Raw genomic sequence first — 14,980 nt, 5'->3', positions numbered from 1 at the left:
TTCTGCGTGTTCACTCCTCGTGCTCAGGGGCCTCAGGGGGAGTGACCGGGGCGACGGGGTCGGGGAGGGGCGGGGGCGCGGCGGAGGGGCCCAGGTCCGTCAGGTCCACGGCCTGTTCCCATACCACTTGGGCCAGGCCCTCGTCCGTGGCGACGGGGGCCAGGTCCACCGGGCGCTCGCAGTCGAAGTAGCGGCCGGAGGGGCCGTCGGCGGGGGCGAAGGTGAGGCGGACGACGGGGAGGGCGGCGATTTCCGGCGGGGCCCAGGCGCGCTTGATGCCCTTCAGGACCAGGCCGCGCAGGCCGCCGCCGGCGCCCAGGGCCGTGTTGACCACGCCGGGGTGGATCGCGTCGATACGGATGCCGGTGTCCTCCCAGCGGCGGGCGAACAGCGGGACGGTGAGGAGGTTGGCGAGCTTGGTGGTGGCGTAGGTGCGGACGCGGTGGAAGTCGGCGCCGATGGGCGTGCGGCGCAGGTCCAGCTGGCCCTTGGCGTACAGGCCGGCGGTGAGCTGGACGATCCGGGTGCGGTCGGCTACGAGGCGTTCCTCCAGGAGGTGGTTGAGGAGGAAGGGGGCGAGGTGGTTGACCGTGAAGGACTCCTCCAACTTGTCCGCCGTGCGCACCAGCCGCGTCGGCCAGACGCCGGCGTTGTGCACCAGGACGTCGATCCGGTCGCATCGTTCCAGCAGCCGGTCCGCGACCGCGCGGACGTCGGAGAGGAGGGAGAGGTCTCCGGTCACCAGCTCCGCGCCGTTGCCCAGTTCCGCGACCGCCTGCTCGCCCCGCTCGCGGTCCCGGGCCACGACCACGACCCGGACCCCTCGCCGCGCGAACTCCGCCGCCACCGCCCGCCCGATGCCGCGCGTGCCGCCGGTGACGACCGCCGTGATGTTGTCCGCCATGAGGGCACCCTAACGCCACCACGTGACCGCGCCGCTACGCCCGGGGATTCATCGATAACGGGAGCGGAGCGCCGGGGAATCCACGGAGTGGAGCCCGATGTGCCGGGGATCGGCCGTTCCCGGCCGGAAGAGGGTCGCATAGATTTCTGGGCATGACGATCAGCGCCTTCGCCGAACCGACCGCATCCGCCGCCTACTTCGCCGCCCGCCTCGCCTTCCACACCGACGCCGCCGACGTCCACGCCGCGCTCGCCGCCGGCACCGCGGACTTCACGGTCGTCGACTCGCGGTCCACCCAGGCGTGGGACCAGGGCCATGTGCCCGGCGCCGTCCACCTGCCCACGGCACAGATCCCGGTGCTGGCCGCCGAGTTCCTCGACCCGGCCCGGCCGGTCGTCGTCCACTGCTGGGGGCCGGGGTGCGACGGCGCGACCAAAGCGGCGCTGGAGCTGGCACGGCTGGGGTACCGGGTGAAGGAGATGCTCGGCGGGATCGAGTACTGGATCCGGGAGGGGTACGAGGTCGAGACCTGGGAGGGCCGGCAGCAGCAGCCCGCGGACCCGTTGACGGCACCGGTGGACGGCGGCGACTGCGGCTGCTGAACCGCCGCCCACCGGTGCGCCGTCACAGCGCCGAGAGCTCGTCCACCAGATCGTCCAGCCCCAGCGAGCCCTGCGACAGCGCCGCCATGTGCCACGCCTTCGCGTCGAACGCGTCGCCGTGCCGCTTCCGGGCCGCCTCCCGGCCCGTCAGCCACGCCCGCTCGCCGAGCTTGTAGCCGATCGCCTGGCCCGGCATGCCCAGATAGCGGACCAGCTCGCTCTCGACGAAGTCCGCCGGGCGGCTGCTGTGCAGGCCGAAGAACTCCTGCGCCAGCGCGGGCGTCCAGCGCTCGCCGGGGTGGAACGGCGAGTCCGCGGGGATCTCCAGCTCCAGGTGCATGCCGATGTCGATGATCACGCGGACGGCGCGCATCATCTGGGCGTCGAGGTAGCCCAGCCGCCGCTCCGGGTCGGTCAGGAAGCCCAGTTCGTCCATGAGCCGCTCCGCGTAGAGGGCCCAGCCCTCGGCGTTGGCGCTCACCATGCCGATCGTGGCCTGGTAGCGGGAGAGCCGGTCCGCGACATGCGTCCACTGGGCGAGCTGGAGGTGGTGGCCGGGCACGCCCTCGTGGTACCAGGTCGACACCAGGTCGTAAACGGGGAAGCGGGTCTGGCCCATGGTCGGCAGCCAGGTGCGGCCGGGGCGGGAGAAGTCCTCCGACGGCTGGGTGTAGTACGGCGCCGCCGCCCCGCCGGGCGGGGCGATGCGGGACTCGACGCGCTTGACGCGCTCGGCGAGTTCGAAGTGCGTGCCGTCCAGGGCCTCGATCGCCTCGTCCATCAGCCCCTGGAGCCACTCCCGGACCTCCTCGACGCCCTCGATGTGGGTGCCGTGCTCGTCCAGGTGCGCCAGCGCCTCCCACGGGGTGCCCGCGCCCGGCAGGACCTTCTCCGCCTCGACGCGCATCTCGCCCAGCAGCCGGTGGTACTCGGCCCAGCCGTAGGCGTACGCCTCGTCCAGGTCGAGGTCCGTGCCGTTCCAGTAACGCGACCAGCGGGCGTAGCGCTCGCGGCCCACGACGTCCGGGGCGCCCTCGACGGCGGGGGCGTAGACGTCCCGCAGCCAGTCGCGCACCGCGACGAGGGCGCCGGTGGCCTGCGCCGCGGCCTCGTCCAGCTCCGCCCGCAGCACCTCGGGGCCCTCGGCGGTGAAGTCGGCGAACCAGCCGCGGCCGTCCGCGCCGGTCCACTCGGCGAGCTGGTCCAGCACCGTCGCCACCTGGCGCGGGCCGCCCTTGAGGCCGCGCTCCAGGCCCTCGGCGAGCGAGACCCGCCAGCCCTCCAGCGCCGCCGGGACCGCGCGCAGCCGCTCGGCGACCGCGTCCCAGTCCTCGGCGGTCTCCAGCGGCATCAGCGTGAAGACCTCGCGCACCGCGTGCAGCGGGCTGTGCATGTTGCTGATCGCGCGCAGGTGTTCGCCGGCCTCGTGCACCGCGAGCTCGGCGGTCAGCCGCTCGCGCAGCAGCCGCGCGCAGCGCCGCTCGGCGTCGTCGTCCCCGCCCGGCCGCTTCTCGGCCCCGGCCAGCTCCTCCAGCGTGGTGCGCGCCAGGTCGGCCAGCGCCTGCTGCCCCCGGGGCGAGAAGTCGGGCAGCCGGCGGGCGCAGGCCGCGACGCCCAGGTACGTGCCGGTGATGGGGTCGAGTCCGGTGACGGCGTCGACGTAGGCGTCGGCGACCTGGCGGGGCAGGGGCTGGGACGGGGCGGTGCTCGTGGTGTTCGGCATGCGCCCATCCTCGTATGCCGGGGCCGGTCGCGTCACGGGCGTTTCGTCAGGGCCACGGGCATCGGCGCGAGGCGGGCCGTGACGACGAGGGTGCCCTCCTCCATCTGGTAGTCCAGCGGCAGGCCGAGGGCGCGCATCGCCGCCACCATGCCCGTGTTGGACGCCTGTGTCACGGCGTAGACGCTCTCGCAGCCCGCCTCGCGGGCGAGGGCCGTGAGGCGGCGGAGCAGTTCGCCGCCGACGCCGCGGCGCTGCCACGCGTCCTCGACGAGCAGCGCGACCTCCGTCTCCTCGCCGTCCCACAGCAGGTGGCCCAGGGCGACGAGGCGGCCGGAGGCGGTGTACGCGGCCAGGGTGCGACCGAAGCGCGGGCTCAGCAGGTGGGCGAGGTAGCGGTCGGCGGCGGCCGGGTCCCGGACCGGGCCGTGGTAGCGCAGGGCGAGCGTCGTCGCCGAGCAGCGCTCGTGCATCGCGCGGGCCGCGCCGAGGTCGTCGGCGCCCGCCCTGCGGACGGTCACCTCGTCGCCCTCCGGCAGCGTCAGCACGTTGTCGTTCTGTGCGACGCGCGGCCCCAGGCACGCGTCGAGCTCGACGAGCGCGCGGGCGCGGGCGAACTCGGCGGGCGTGAACGGGAGGTACGGGCGCTCGACGGTGATCGTGCCGCCGGACGGGTCGCGCAGGCGCATCGTGGTCGCCGCGCCGTCGTCCTCCTTCGTCTCCGCGGCGGCCGCGGAGACGTCGGCCGGTGCCGAACGGATCGTGCAGCGTCCCAGCAACTGGCGCAGGGCCAGCGGGATTTCGGCGGCGTCCAGGGCGGTGCGGGCGGCCAGGCGCAGCACCCTCGTCGGGGCGTCCACGAGGTCGTGGGCGTCGGCCCGTTCGAGCCAGGTGTCGCTGCCGCCGCCGTCGGTGGCCGCGCGCGTCAGCTCGGCCGGGGCGAGGGCGGCCGGGGCACGGAGCAGGAGCTCGTCCACGGTGCCGGTGGGGAGGGGATGGGTCTGGAGGGAGAGGATGTCGGCCTGCCGGGCGGCGAGGGCGTGGCAGAGGGCGGCGAGGGCGCCGGGCTCGTCGCGGACGGTGGTGCGCATGCGCCAGAGGGTGGTGGTTGTGGTGGGCTCGGTGGCGGTCGTCTTCTGCTTGCGCCTGCCGCGCCGCTGCCACCAGGTGTGGAACCCGGCCGTGGCCAGCAGGGCGACGGCCGAGCCGACGAGCAGGGCCGGGCCGTCGGGACCGTGGACGACCGTGTCCGCCACGCAGTCGGCGGTGGCGACGGCGGCGAACAGGGCGGCCATCTCCGTGAGGTCGCGTCGCCAGGGGTGGTGGGCCGTTGGGTCGGTCGTCGGTTTGGTGGTCATGGACCCACGTTGACGGAGTCGTGTTGCACGATCACGAACTGGTTGTGTCCGGGGGGTTAAGGGTGCGGCTGGTGGGGTGGGGGGTGGTTTGCCCCGGACCCTCCCCTGGAGGAGGCACCCCCATTGCGCCGTTTCTCCCGGGGCTGCGCCCCGGGGCAGGGGGTGGGGCTGCGCCCCGGGCCCGGCACCGCGCTCCGCGTGGTGAGGCGGGGGCTCCGCCCCTGCGCCCCCACCGGGGGCTCCGCCCCCTGGCCCCCCGGAACCGCGTTCCGCGCGGTTGTCCTCGAACTCCCCAGGGGCTCGGCCCTCGACCCTCGGGCATGGGTACTTCCGCGAGTGCTTCCTGGATTCCCAAAAGGGAAGCTGTCGCTGTGCTGTGGCAAGGCGGTAGCAGCTCTCGTCAGTCGCAAGTCGCATGCCCGGTCTGACGAGTCGGCTCACTGGATCAGCCTTTCAGGGTGTAGAAGTGGATTCGGGTGTTCGGCTTGAACCCGATGCGCGGGTATACGGGGGCTCCGGCGGCGGTGGCGTGCAGTGTGGCGCGGGTCAGTCCGGTGGCGCGCGCGCCTTCGCGGAGCGCCTTGCGCGTGACTGCCTCGCCGTAGCCTTTACGTTGCCACTGTGGGTCCGTGGCGACGTACGCGACGAACAGGCGGCCTTGTGCCTCGATCGTGGCGGCGCACGCTACCGGTTGGTCGCCTCGCATGGCCAGGTAGGCGTAGATCTCGTTCTTCCAGAGCGTGGATCCGGTCAGGCCGTCGCGGCCCTCCTCCAGCGGGAACCCGTAGGCGCGTGATTGGAGGTCGGCGTAGGCCAGCAACTGCTCGTCGGTGCGTACGCGGGTGAACGTCAGGTCGGGGTGGGCCGGTTCGGGGAGGGGGAGGAGGTCGCCGGCCATGCCCGTTCCGGGGAAGGCGTATTGGAGGCCGGTCTGCTCGGCGGTCGTCTCCAGCGCGGAGCGGGCCTTGTCGTCGAGGAGGTCTTCGAAGAGCCACAGGAAGCCCGGGTGCTTCTTTGCCCGCATGATGTCCGCGGCCTGGCCCAGGCGGTTCCTGAGGAGCTCTGCTCCCGCTCCCTTGTCGGTCAAGGTGATGCAGTTCCAGAACCCGAAGCGGCTGTCGGCCCAGCGAACGGCGATGCCTGGAAGATCGCGTACGTCCGCTTCCGCGTCATGGTCGAGCACCAGGGTCCGCCAGACCGTGGTGAGTTGCTGTACCGATTCGATGGACTCCGTGGAAACGGTCACGATACCTCCCTGATGTTCTCGGCCTCTTCGAGCTGGTCGTGGGGGTTCGCGGTGCCGGAGCGCGGCACCCTGTAGGAGCGGTGTCCGACGCGCCACCACGCGGCGGCCATGGCGAGGGCCATCAGCAGGGCGACGGGCGTGTAGTTGAAGCTCGTGGCGGTGACCGGGCCGGACTGCGGCAGCAGGAACAGCACGGTGACCCCGGCTGCCCAGAGCACTGCCACCCAGCCGATCGGCCGGCTCCAGCGGCCCAGGTGCCAGGGCCCGGGGGTGAACCGGTCCCGGTGGCGCAGGCGCAGCAGCACGGGGATGGCGTAGGCCGGGGTGAATCCCACGACGGAGATCGCGGTCACCGCCGAGAACGCCGTGGCGGAATACAGGGATGGCAGGGCGAGTACGAAGGCGACACCGACGGCGAGCCGGACGGCGTTGGCCGGGACGGCCGTACGGCGGCTGACCTTCTGCCAACGCGCCGAGCCGGGCAGGGCGCCGTCCCGGGCGAAGGCGTAGATCATGCGGCTCGCGGAGGCCGTCACGGTGTAGCCGCACAGGAACTGCGCCACGATGATCACCAGCAGCAACGCCTTCGCCGTCGCCACGCCCAGGGCGTCCAGGAAGATCTGTGCCACCGGCACCCCGGTCCTGCTGCCCAGCGTCCCGGTGTAGTCCTGGATGGCGAACAGCAGGGCGGCCAGCAGGATTCCGTCGGCGATCCAGGACACCACTACCGAGCGGATGATCCCGCGCGCCGCGGCCACGGAGGCGCCACTGGTCTCCTCGCTCAGGTGGGCCGAGGTGTCGTAGCCGGCCAGGGCGAAGCACGGCAGCAGCATGCCCAGCAGGATCACGTACAGGGGGTTCGACCAGCCGGTGTTGTTGGTGAACTCGGAGAACACGAAGCCGGTCGGCTGATGGTGTGAGGGGACGAGCATCAGGGCGCCGATGATGACGACGGCCCCGGCCAGGTGCCACCACGCGCTCAGGGAGGTCAGGATGTTCATCAGCCGGCTGCCGAGGAGATTCAGGGCCGCGTGCAGCGCGAGGATGACCGTGTACAGGACGAGCAGGGACCTCGGTGTCGGCTCGTAGCCGTACTGCAGGTTCGCCCAGGCGGCGGTGAAGGTCGCGATGCCGTAGTCCTGGGCCGCGATCCCGCCGAGCAGCCCCAGCAGGTTGAGCCAGCCGGTGTACCAGCTCCACCGCTCACCGCCGAGCCGGCGGGCCATGTAGTACAGACCACCGCTGGTGGGATAGCGGGAGGTGATCTCGGCCAGCGCCGCGGCCAGGCACAGCACCAGCGGCCCCACGGCGAGCCACCCCCACACCACCACCGCGGGCCCACCGCTGTTCAGGCCGTAGCCGAAAAGCAGCAGTGTCCCGGACATGATGGAGATGACTGACAGGGAAGCGGAGAAGTTGCCGAAGGCGCCCATGCGCCGGTGCAGTTGCTGGGTGTAGCCGAGCTCCTTGAGTATGCGCTCCTCGTCGTCCAGCGGCTCGGACCGCTGCCATCGTGCATGTGCTGATGTACGCATACGCATCGAGAATCTCCGCACAGGGAAGAGCCGAAAGGGCCGGGGTGGCGAACCTTCACGTCCTGCGCCGCCGCGTGCCGTGACGCGGCTGCCGTCCGGCAGCCGCTGACGACGTGGGGCACCGTAGCAGTGCGGCAAGCGTAAGAAGAAGCGAATCGCCTTGACAATCAGCGTAGTTGGGAGCTGGTCGCGTCTCACTCCTGCCGCTCGCCCGACGCGAAGCGGGAGACGACCAGTGCGGCGACGATGATCGCCCCGTCGAGGAACTGGTTCCACAACGGAGGAACCCCCGCCAAGGTCATGATGTTGACGACCAGTTGGAGGGTGAGCACCCCGGTGAGCGCCCCGAACAGGGTGCCCCTCCCGCCGTCGAGGCTCACTCCGCCGATGACCGCGGCGGCGAACACCTGGAAGATCCAGCCGCTTCCCTGGCCGGCCGACACCGAGCCGTAGTGACCGGCGTAGAGGACGCCGGCGAACGCCGCGAGCACCCCGGCCAGGACGAGGACGACGCAGAGGACGCGGTCGACGCGGATGCCGGCCGTCCGCGCGGCCTCGGGGTTGCCGCCGATGGTGTACAGGGCCCGCCCGTGCCGGAGCCAGGCCAGCGCGCAGCCGCCGGCCGCGAACAGCAGGCCGGTGACCCAGATCGCGGCGGGCACCCCGAGCCAGTCGGCCCGCCCGAGGTAGGTGAACGACCCGGGCAGGCCGACGACGGACTGGCCCTCCGAGACGGCGATCTGCAGACCGCGCCACATGGTCAGCCCGCCGAGGGTGACGATGAAGCCGTTGAGCCGCAACACCAGGATCAGGAAGGCGTTGAGGCCGCCGATCAGCGCCCCGGCCAGCAGGCACACGGGGACGGAGAACGCCCCCGGCAGCAGCCCGACGGTGTCGAACCGCCCTTCGGCGGACGGCAGGACCAGCCACATCGCCACGACGGGCGCGACGCCGACCGTGGACTCCAGCGAGAGGTCCATGCGCCCGGCGATCAGGACGATCGCCTCGGCCAGCACCAGCAGGCCGAGCTCCGTCGAACTCTGGGCGACGTTCACCATGTTGTCGGCGGTCAGGAACGCGGGCGAGACGACGAAGCCGGTCACCCCCAGGACCAGCAGCACCGGGAGCAGGGAGAGGCCGCGGTGGTGCGCGAGGCCGAGGCGCCGCCGCCCGCGCCCGGCCGCCGCGGGTGGCGGAGGGGCGCCCTCCGTGGGCCGGACGCCGGTCGTGCGCGGCATCAGCATCCCTCCTCGTCCGTGCCGGACAGCCCCTCCATCGCGCCCACCAGTCGCTCGTCGCTCCAGCCGGCCGCGAACCCGGCCACGGTCCGGCCGTGGAACATGACCACGACCCGGTCGCACGCCCGCAGGTCGTCCAGCTCGTCGGAGACGATCAGCGCGCCCTTCTCCTCGTCCGCGACCCGCCTGATCCTGCCGAGCAGATACTCCTTCGACCGGACGTCGACGCCGTTGGCCGGGCGGATCGCGACGAGCACCCGGGGGTCGGTGGCCAGCGCCCGGGCGATGACGACCTTCTGCTGGTTGCCACCGGACAGGGCCACGACGGGCGTTCGCGGACCCGGCGTCGTGATGTCCAGGTCCTCGATCACGCGCTCGGCGAACGCCCGGGACCGGGACGGGAGGACCGTGCCGAACGGACCGAGCTGATCCCCCACCGTGAGCGTGGCGTTCTCCGCCACGCTCCGGCCGGCGACCAGCCCCTGCGCCTGCCGGTCCTCCGGTACGAACCCGACGCCCGCCGCCAGCGCGGCCGGCACGTCGCCACCGGGCACCGCGCGGCCCGCCACCTCGATCCGTCCCGCGACGGCGCGGTGCAGCCCCGCGACGGTCTCGCCCGCGCGGACGTTCCCGCTCGACGCGGAGCCCGCCAGGCCCACGACCTCCCCGGCCCGCACGGTGAACGAGAGGCCGTCGTACGCCCCGGGCAGCGTCAGCCCGTCGACCGACAGCAGCACCCGCCCCGGCGTACGGACGGACGCGGGCCGGCCCCTCGCGGCAGCGGGTTCCGGCTCTCCGGTCATCGCCTCCACCAGTGCGGCGTGCCCGAGTTCGGACACCGGCGCGGTCACGACGTGGCGCGCGTCCCGGAGGACCGTGACGCGGCCGCACAGTTCGTAGACCTCCCGCAGGTGGTGCGAGATGAACAGGAACGCCACACCCTGTCCCTGGAGCTCCCGCACCTTGGCGAAGAGCCGCTCGATGCCCCGGGCGTCGAGCCGGGCGGTCGGCTCGTCCAGGATGACGAACCGCGCCCCGAAGGACAGCGCGCGGGCGATCTCCACGAACTGCCGCTGCTCGACGGTGAGATCACTGGCCCGGCCCCTCGGGTCGAGGTCCACGCCGTAGGCGCCCAGCAGCTCCCCGGCCCGGTCGTGCAGCCGCCGCCAGCGGATGGGCCGCAGCGCCGACGCGCTCTGGCGGCCGAGGAAGAGGTTCTCGGTGACCGTGAGGTCCGGGAGGATCGTGGAGCGCTGGTGGACGCAGGCCGCGCGGGACCGCCAGGCGTCGGTGTCACCGAAGGCGGGGGCGGGTTCGCCGGCGAAGGACAGAGTGCCGGAGTCCGGCTTCCGCAGGCCCGTGAGGAGGGAGACGAGCGTGGACTTCCCGGCGCCGTTGCGGCCGACCAGGGCGTGTGTCTCTCCCGGGAGGACGGCGATCCGGGCGTCGCGCAGCGCCACGGTGGCACCGAAGCGCTTGGAGACGCCGTCCGCCTCGGCCACCGGGACCGGGGAGGTCTCGAGGGTCTTGAGAACGCCGGTCACTTGGCGCCGTTGGCCCAGAGCGAGGGGTCGTCGACGTTCTCGGCGGTCACCAGCGGCGCCGGGAGCTGGTCCTCCAGACCGTTGGGCAGGCCGACGACGGTCGAGCCGTGGTCGGTCCGTCCTGGCCGGAACTCCTTCCCCGCGGCCGCCGCCCGGGCGTAGTACAGGGCGTACTTGGCGTAGAGGTCGGCGGGCTGGGAGACCGTGGCGTCGATCTCCTTCCTGCGGATGGCGTCGAGTTCCTGCGGGATGCCGTCGTTGGAGACGATGCTGATGTGTCCCGGCCGTCCCGCGGGCCTGAGCAGGCCCTTCTGCCTGAGGAGCGTGAGGGTGGGGTCGAGGAACACCCCGCCGGCCTGCAGGTAGAGGCCGTTGATGTCGGGGTGCCGGGTCAGCAGGGTCTGCAGCTTGTTGGAGGCGACGTCGCCCTTCCAGTCGGTGGGCAGCGGGAAGACGGTGATGCCGGGGAACCGCTTCCGCATGCAGTCGGCGAACGCCTCCGAGCGGTCCCGCCCGTTGATGGACTTCAAGTCGCCCTGGAGCTCGGCTACCTTGCCCCTGCCGCCCAGCCGCCCGCCCAGGAACTCGCACGCCTTGGTGCCGTAGGCCCGGTTGTCCGCGCGGACGACCATGTAGACCCGTCCCGCCTTGGCGTCGGGCCGGGTGTCGACGCTGATGACGGGAATCCGCTTCTCCTCCAGCCGCTTCAGCGCCCCGGAGACCGCGCCCGTGTCCTGCGGCGCCATGACGACGGCCTTCGCGCCGGTGTTCGCGAACACCAGGGCGTTGGCGACCAGCCTGTCGATGTCGTTCCGGGAGTTGCTGACCGGCAGCAGCCGCACCTCGGCGGAGGGATCCCGCCTGGCGATGTACTTGGCGTACGAGTTCCAGAAGTCGGAGTCGGCGCGTGGCAGGTCGACGCCGATCGGGGCACCGGCCTTCCCATCGCCCTCGTCGCTTCCGCGGTTGCACGCGGTGGCCAGTCCCGCGGTCATCACCACCGCGGCTACGGCGGCCGCCGCACGGACACCGATCGGCTTCATGGCGCGCCAACCCCCTATGCCTGGAGGCCGGTCCGTGGTGGCGCCGGCGTGTGTCATAGGTGCTGTTCGGAAACGCTTCGAAACGTTTCGAACGCTTCGAGAGGCTACGAGAGAGCGCGCCCCGGCGACAAGAGCGTCATCGGTTGCTTATGAGACATCGTCGTGCCCGTCGTGTGCCCGGTGATCAAGGTCGTGCCTCGGCCGGCAACAGGGCACGCAACGCATCCTCCACCCCCCGGTGGAACGTCGGATACGCGAAGATCATGTGCCGCAACCGCTCCACCGGCACCTCCGTCTGCACCGCCACCGCCAGCCCGTACAGCACCTCCCCGCCCATCGGCCCCGCCGTCGTCGCCCCGACCAGCACCCCGCGCTCCGCGTCCTCCACGAGCTTGACGAAGCCCTCGTTGCCCGCCTTGTGGATCCAGCCGCGGGCCGAGGACGGGACGCGGGACAGGCCGGTGCGGACGGTCAACCCCTGTTCCCGCGCGGCGCGTTCGGTGAGGCCGACCGCGCCGATCTCGGGGTCGGTGAAGGTCACCCGGGGCAGCGCCCGGTAGTCCGCCTCCGGGCCCGGCTCGCCGAGCACGGCCCGGATCACGATCTCCGCCTCGTACATGGCGACATGGGTGAAGGCGCCGTGCCCGGTCACGTCCCCGGCCGCCCACAGCGCGTGTCCGGCGTGCATCAGTCCGTCCGTCCGCAGGGACACGGCGTCCGGGTCGAGGCCCACGGTCTCCAGGCCCAGGTCCGAGAAGTCCGGGCGGCGGCCGGTCGCCACCAGCAGCCGGGCGCCCGTGAGTTCGCCGCCGTCCTCCAGCGCGAGGGTGAACGCGTCGTGCGCGTACCGCACCGAGGCCGCCCGGGCGCGGGTCCGCAGGGTCAGTCCCTCCGCGGCCAGCACCCCGGCGAGCAGCTCGCCGGCCTCGGGCTCCTCCATGGGGACCAGGCCGTCCGCCGCCTCGACGATGGTCACGTCCGTCCCGAACCGGGCGTAGACCTGGGCGAGTTCGACGCCGATCGAGCCGCCGCCGAGCACCAGCAGCGAACGCGGCGGCTCCTTGGCCGCGACGGCGTCCCGGTTCGTCCAGAACGGCACGTCGGCCAGCCCGGGCACCGGCGGGATCTGCGGGCGGGAGCCGGTGGCGATCACCACGCCGCGGATCGCCGCGAAGGTGCTGCGGCCGTCCGGCCCGTCCACCGTGACCCGGCCGGGCCCGGCCAGCCGGCCGCGGCCGCGCACGAGGCGGCCGCCCTTGCCGGTGAAGCGGTCGGCGGCCACCCGGTCGTTCCAGTCGTCGGTGGCCTCGGCCCGGATCCGGTCGGCGACCGGCGTCCAGTCGGGCGCGACCTGCTCCCGGCCCGCCATGCCGGGTATCCGCCGGGCCTCGGCCAGCAGGTTCCCGGCGCGGATCATCATCTTGCTCGGCACGCAGCCCCAGTACGGGCACTCGCCGCCGACGAGCTCCGCCTCCACGCCGACCACCTGCAGCCCGGCCTCCGCCAGACGTCCCGCGATGTGCTCGCCGCCCGGTCCCATGCCGATGACGACGACGTCCACCTGCTCGGCCTTCTCGGTCTGCCCGGTCTCGGTCATGACGCCGCACCCCGCTTCCGTCGCGTACACCGACGTCCGATCCACCCTGCCAGGCGGGGGAACGACCCGCCACATGTGTACGGTGGGCCAATGGGCCATGACCGTTACATCGTGGTGACCGGAGGGCCGGGGGCCGGGAAGAGCACCCTGATCGACGCCCTGCAGGAGGCGGGGTACGCGCGGTCCCGGGAGGCCGGGCGCGGCGTGATCCAGGACCAGGCGGCGCTCGGCGGACGGGCCCTGCCGTGGACGGACCCGGAGCTGTTCGCCGAGCTGATGCTCTGCTGGGAGCTGCGCTCCCACCACGAGGCGGCCGGCTGGCCGGGGACGGTCTTCTTCGACCGGGGCGTGCCCGACATCGTGGGCTACCTGCGACTGGAGGGACGCCCGGTGCCGGAGCATCTGCGCGAGGCGGCGCGGCGCTTCCGTTACCACCGGCGGGTGCTCGCCGCACCTCCGTGGCCGGAGATCTACGAGCGCGACGCCGAGCGGCGGCAGTCCTTCGCGGAGGCGGTGCGGACGTACGAGGCGGTGGCCGCGGCGTACCGGGAGTTCGGGTACGAGGTGGTGGAGCTGCCGCGCGGGACCGTGGCGGAACGGGTGTGCTTCGTCGACCGGTTCCGCCACGGACCCCTGGCCGGCTAGCCCTTGGCGAAGACGAACACGCCCTCGTCCAGGGCGACGGCCCCGTGACCGTCGGCGCTGAAGACCGGGACGCGGTCCGCCTCGAAGTCCTTGGCGAGGACCTTCTTGGTCTTCACGTCGACGGCGATGGGCTTGGAGAAGTCCTGCACGTAGCGGTCGGTGAAGCCGTAGACGACGCCGTTGCCGGAGGCCACCGGCGCGAACAGGTTCTCGTCGTCGGCCTGGGTCCACAGCTGCTTGCCGGTCTTCGCGTCCCAGGCGGTCGCCAGCCACTTGGGGGAGCGGTCGCCGGAGACGGTGAGGACGTCCGTGGACGGGTCGTGCGTCACGTAGAAGACCGGGTCGCTGTCCGACAGGGACATCTCCCGCATGTTGCTGGAGGCAATGGCCTTGACGACGGGGCCCGTTGCGAGCAGACGGCCGGTCTTGAGGTCGTTGACCGACAGCACCCAGGGCTCGGTCCCGCCGTCCTTGCCCTCGGTCTGCCAGGCGAGGACGACGCGGTCGCCGCCGAGCACGGTCACCGCGACGGCGTTGGTGGCCTTGGACTTGTCCTCGGGGACCGCCCCGTCGGGGCGGCCCGCCTCGCTGGAGGTCCATGCCTTCTTACCGGTGGCCAGTTCGGTGACCACCAGGCGCTTGGTGTGGCTGTACGGGCCCGTCCTCGCCTCCTCGCGGGAGAAGCCGTACCCGCCGGCGAAGCGGGGGCCGCGCAGCTCGCTGCCCTTCTCACGGTTCCTGGGCGCCTGGAGGGTGCGGACGTCGTCATGGGCTTCGAGCGTCTTCGGGCCGCCGCCCTCGGCCGGGGCGACCTTCTCGCCCTTGCCGGTGACGACCCAGCCGTCCGACAGGTCGTGCTGCTCGTCCTTCGGCACGCTGCCGAGCTTCTTGCCCCGGTTGTCGTAGACGTCGGAGACGGTGGAGGTCTTGTCGGAGGTCATGCCGTCGGAGGCCGTCTTGTCGGCAACGTCCACGCGCAGTGCCGGGGCGCCATGCCAGGTCGCCGCGTACACCCGGGCGTCGCCCGCTTTCACGGTCGCGCGCACGCGGCCGTCGCGGGCGTCGCGGAACTCGACGACCTTCGCGCCCTCGCGCTCGGCGGGTGTGGCGTCGGCGTTCGGGCCGCCCGCCGGGCGGGCGGCCCCGGGGCCGCCGGTGACGACGGCGAAGGCGTCGCCCAGGGCGAACACCGAGGCGCCGCCCGGCGCCGCGGGCACGGTCCAGGCCGGGGACCCGGCCAGGCCGGCCGGCGGCTTGCCGGGGAAGGCCGCCGTCCGCGGGGACGCGGTGGACTTCGCCTTCGACGGGGCGTCCGGGGAGCCGGAGCCGGAGCCGCAGGCCGTGAGGCCGGCGAGGAGCGTCACGACCGTCGCGGCCGGGACGAGGACGGTGCGCGCGGTGGAACCCACTGCGAAATCCCCCATGATCGTAAGTGCTGGTCCGGGGGATCCTATGTGGTCGGCGGGGCGTACCCGCCGGTCAGCGGGGGTGTGACGGCCGGTCGGCGGGGGTGTGCGGGAGGGGCGGCGGAGACGGGGCGGGCTGCCC

12 protein-coding genes are annotated in these 14,980 nt (G+C 72.9%); 2 read left to right on the top strand and 10 right to left on the bottom strand.

Annotated elements, in window-relative coordinates:
• Positions 1-10: 10 nt before the first annotated feature.
• A complete protein-coding gene (locus tag I5Q34_RS27635; protein WP_199895160.1) occupies positions 11-904 on the bottom strand; it encodes an SDR family NAD(P)-dependent oxidoreductase in 894 nt (297 codons plus the stop codon).
• A 152-nt stretch (positions 905-1,056) separates the two neighbouring features.
• Here I5Q34_RS27635 and I5Q34_RS27630 point away from each other — a divergent pair, with 152 nt between their 5' ends.
• Positions 1,057-1,506: a rhodanese-like domain-containing protein gene (locus I5Q34_RS27630; protein WP_199895159.1), complete on the top strand. Its 450-nt coding sequence runs from the start codon at positions 1,057-1,059 to the stop codon at positions 1,504-1,506.
• Between the two features lie 22 nt (positions 1,507-1,528).
• On the opposite strand, the gene I5Q34_RS27625 is transcribed toward I5Q34_RS27630, so the two are convergent.
• The 8 genes from I5Q34_RS27625 to I5Q34_RS27590 all read right to left on the bottom strand — a co-directional run bounded on the left by I5Q34_RS27625 (position 1,529) and on the right by I5Q34_RS27590 (position 12,787).
• Positions 1,529-3,229, bottom strand: a complete 1,701-nt coding sequence (locus I5Q34_RS27625; protein ID WP_199895158.1) for a DUF885 domain-containing protein — start codon at positions 3,227-3,229, stop codon at positions 1,529-1,531.
• 32 nt (positions 3,230-3,261) lie between these two features.
• On the bottom strand, positions 3,262-4,584 hold the full coding sequence (locus I5Q34_RS27620; RefSeq protein ID WP_199895157.1) for a GNAT family N-acetyltransferase: 1,323 nt from the start codon (positions 4,582-4,584) through the stop codon (positions 3,262-3,264).
• 445 nt (positions 4,585-5,029) lie between these two features.
• Positions 5,030-5,830: a GNAT family N-acetyltransferase gene (locus I5Q34_RS27615; protein ID WP_199895156.1), complete on the bottom strand. Its 801-nt coding sequence runs from the start codon at positions 5,828-5,830 to the stop codon at positions 5,030-5,032.
• Positions 5,827-7,365 (bottom strand): amino acid permease, encoded by a 1,539-nt coding sequence (locus I5Q34_RS27610; protein WP_199895155.1) that lies wholly within the window; start codon positions 7,363-7,365, stop codon positions 5,827-5,829. The genes I5Q34_RS27615 and I5Q34_RS27610 overlap by 4 nt, the downstream gene beginning before the upstream one ends.
• 194 nt (positions 7,366-7,559) lie before the next feature.
• Positions 7,560-8,603, bottom strand: coding sequence for an ABC transporter permease (locus tag I5Q34_RS27605; protein ID WP_199895154.1), 1,044 nt, complete (start codon positions 8,601-8,603; stop codon positions 7,560-7,562).
• Positions 8,603-10,147: a sugar ABC transporter ATP-binding protein gene (locus I5Q34_RS27600; RefSeq protein ID WP_199895153.1), complete on the bottom strand. Its 1,545-nt coding sequence runs from the start codon at positions 10,145-10,147 to the stop codon at positions 8,603-8,605. The genes I5Q34_RS27605 and I5Q34_RS27600 overlap by 1 nt, the downstream gene beginning before the upstream one ends.
• On the bottom strand, positions 10,144-11,190 hold the full coding sequence (locus I5Q34_RS27595; protein ID WP_199895152.1) for a sugar ABC transporter substrate-binding protein: 1,047 nt from the start codon (positions 11,188-11,190) through the stop codon (positions 10,144-10,146). The genes I5Q34_RS27600 and I5Q34_RS27595 overlap by 4 nt, the downstream gene beginning before the upstream one ends.
• A 184-nt stretch (positions 11,191-11,374) precedes the next feature.
• Positions 11,375-12,787 carry an NAD(P)/FAD-dependent oxidoreductase gene (locus I5Q34_RS27590; protein WP_199895151.1) on the bottom strand — a complete coding sequence of 471 codons (1,413 nt, stop codon included), beginning with the start codon at positions 12,785-12,787 and terminating at the stop codon, positions 11,375-11,377.
• Between the two features lie 90 nt (positions 12,788-12,877).
• Here I5Q34_RS27590 and I5Q34_RS27585 point away from each other — a divergent pair, with 90 nt between their 5' ends.
• Positions 12,878-13,432 carry an AAA family ATPase gene (locus I5Q34_RS27585; protein WP_199895150.1) on the top strand — a complete coding sequence of 185 codons (555 nt, stop codon included), beginning with the start codon at positions 12,878-12,880 and terminating at the stop codon, positions 13,430-13,432.
• Here I5Q34_RS27585 and I5Q34_RS27580 read toward each other — a convergent pair.
• Positions 13,429-14,841, bottom strand: coding sequence for a PQQ-binding-like beta-propeller repeat protein (locus I5Q34_RS27580; RefSeq protein ID WP_199895149.1), 1,413 nt, complete (start codon positions 14,839-14,841; stop codon positions 13,429-13,431). The genes I5Q34_RS27585 and I5Q34_RS27580 overlap by 4 nt on opposite strands.
• Positions 14,842-14,980: the final 139 nt, after the last annotated feature.

Source organism: Streptomyces sp. AV19 (assembly GCF_015999245.1).
GTDB lineage: Bacteria > Actinomycetota > Actinomycetes > Streptomycetales > Streptomycetaceae > Streptomyces.
This window is presented reverse-complemented; position numbering and strand designations above follow the sequence as displayed.